Source organism: Microbacterium sp. K41 (assembly GCF_004794395.1).
Classification (GTDB): domain Bacteria; phylum Actinomycetota; class Actinomycetes; order Actinomycetales; family Microbacteriaceae; genus Microbacterium; species Microbacterium sufflavum.
In genome coordinates this window covers 1-2,199 of record NZ_SSDO01000532.1, presented here as the reverse complement: position 1 = coordinate 2,199, position 2,199 = coordinate 1, and the positions used below count along the sequence as shown (strand labels likewise).

3 protein-coding genes are annotated in these 2,199 nt (G+C 75.4%); 1 reads left to right on the top strand and 2 read right to left on the bottom strand.

Annotated elements, in window-relative coordinates:
- Both DW309_RS18710 and galT read right to left on the bottom strand, forming a co-directional pair.
- The coding region (locus DW309_RS18710) for a galactokinase family protein (RefSeq protein ID WP_275090554.1) at positions 1-342 on the bottom strand (342 nt) is incomplete at its 3' end.
- Positions 339-1,508, bottom strand: a complete 1,170-nt coding sequence (gene galT / locus DW309_RS18705; protein ID WP_136046238.1) for a galactose-1-phosphate uridylyltransferase — start codon at positions 1,506-1,508, stop codon at positions 339-341. The genes galT and DW309_RS18710, both read right to left, overlap by 4 nt.
- An 87-nt stretch (positions 1,509-1,595) precedes the next feature.
- On the opposite strand from galT, the gene DW309_RS18700 reads away from it, so the two are divergent.
- A partial coding sequence (locus DW309_RS18700; protein WP_446724771.1) for a LacI family DNA-binding transcriptional regulator occupies positions 1,596-2,199 on the top strand: 604 nt, incomplete at its 3' end.

Below are 2,199 nucleotides of genomic sequence, written 5' to 3'. Positions count from 1 at the left end.
CGTCGCCCGGCGCAGCGCCCACGCCACCCCGAGCGGGTACGCGGCCCACTCCGGCACCGCGGGGCGGCTCCCGGGCGCGGTGGGGAACAGGCGGTCGAGGTCGTCGAGGGCGACCTCCACGGGCTCGTCCGCGAACGTGGAGGTGACGCGGAGCCGACCGTCGTCGCGCCCGCCGACCGCCGCGGCCGTGCGCTGCGGGATCGCGAACGGCAGCACGAAGCCGTCGTTGTAGTCGGTGTGCTCGCCGATCAGGTTCACGCGACCGGGAGCCGACCACACGCCGTCCGGCCCGTGCCCGGTCAGGGTCGCGAACAGGGCCTCGGCCTCCCGCACCGCGGTCATGCGGAGACTCCGTCCACGGCGTCCGTGCGGGCGATGGCGTCGCGGAGGCGCTCGGCCCCCTGCTCCGGCGTGACCTCGGCGGCCCACGCCCACATCGCCGCCTCGGAGCCGGCGAGGTACTTGAGCCGGTCGGCGGCGCGGCGGGGGCTCGTCAGCTGCAGGTGCAGGCGCACGCTGTCGCGGCCCACGCGCACGGGAGCCTGATGCCACGCGGCGATGTAGGGCGTCGGGGTGTCGTACAGCGCATCGACCCCGCGCAGCAGGCGCAGGTAGAGCGGGGCGAGCTCGTCGCGCTCGGCGTCGGTGGTCGCGGCGAGGTCGGGCACGTGGCGGTGCGGCATCAGATGCACCTCCAGCGGCCAGCGGGCGGCGAAGGGCACGAACGCGGTCCAGTGCTCGCCGCGGAGCACGACGCGCTCGGACCGCTGCTCGGTGTCGAGGATGCGGGCGAACAGGTCGGGCGCGGTGCGGTCGATCATGTCGAGAGCGCGGGTCGTGCGCGGGGTCACGTAGGGGTAGGCGTAGATCTGGCCGTGCGGGTGGGGCAGCGTGACCCCGATCTCGGCGCCGCGGTTCTCGAACGGGAACACCTGCTGGATGCCGGGCAGTGCGGAGAGGGCTTCGGTGCGGTCGGCCCACGCCTCGATCACGGTCCGGCCGCGCGTGACGGTCTGGGTGCCGAACGATCCCGCGGGCTCGGGGCTGAAGCACACGACCTCGCAGCGTCCGACCGCGGTGCGGGTGCGACCGAGGCCCGGGGCGTCGAGGTCGTCGAGCCCGCGCGGGGCGTCGGCCGCGGCGGGGGCGGCGCCCACGGCCTCAACGAGCGCGGGGCCGAACGCGGGGGAGCGGTTCTCGAACACGGCGACGTCGTAGCGCGACGGCACCTCGGACGGGTTGCCCGGGGTCTGCGGGGCGAGCGGGTCGGCGTCGGCGCTCGGCATCATCACGCGGTGCTGCCGATTCGCGGCGACCGTGATCCAGTCGCCCGTCAGCACGTCGAGCCGCATGGTCGCGGTGTCGGGTCGCGGGGCGAGGGTGCGGGCGTCGACGGCTCGCTCCGCGCCGAGGGCGGTGCCGGGGTCGTCGTAGTAGAAGAGGTCGCGGCCGTCGGCGAGGGTCGTGGCGCGGCGGACGACGCCAGCACCGAGGACCTGCGTCCGCATCTCAGGGGAATCGGGCGTGTTCACGTCAACATGGTAGGTCTCCGCGCGTGATAACGTCAACATGACGGAGTTGTGAACGGAGGACGCGTGGCACGAGACACCCCCGCCTCCGCATCCGCCGCGCCGGACGCCGCCCGCGTCTCCATGGCCCAGGTCGCCGCGCGCGCCGGGGTCTCGGGCCAGACGGTGTCGCGCGTCGTCAACGGCAGCCCGCGGGTCGATCCGGCCACGCGTGCCCGCGTCGAGGCGGCGATGGCGGAGCTCGGCTACCGGCCGCACCGCGCCGCGCGAGCCCTGCGCACGGGCCGCTCGCACACGATCGGCCTCGTCGTCACCACCCTCGCGACGATCGGCAACTCCCGCATGCTGCAGGCCACGGCCGAGGCGGCGGCCGAACGCGGTTACGCCCTCACCGTGGTCACCGCGTCCGAGGGCGTCGAGGCGGCGTTCGCCCAGCTCGCGGACCAGGGCGTCGACGGCGCGGTCGTGCTGAACGAGGCCTCCGCGCTCGTGCCGTCCGCCCCGCGGCCTCCGGGTCTGCGGCTCGTGGTGGTCGACGCGCCCGCCGAGACCGGGGCGATCGTCGTGCACAGCGACCACGCAGGAGGGTCGGCCGCGGCCACGGCGCACCTGCTGAGCCTCGGGCACGCCACCGTGCACCATCTCGCCGGGCCCGCCGACTCCTTCGCCG

Bases quoted from the DNA above. Each gene is read 5' to 3' on its own strand.
- galT (WP_136046238.1), bottom strand. From the start codon at position 1,508: ATGCGGACGCAGGTCCTCGGTGCTGGCGTCGTCCGCCGCGCCACGACC.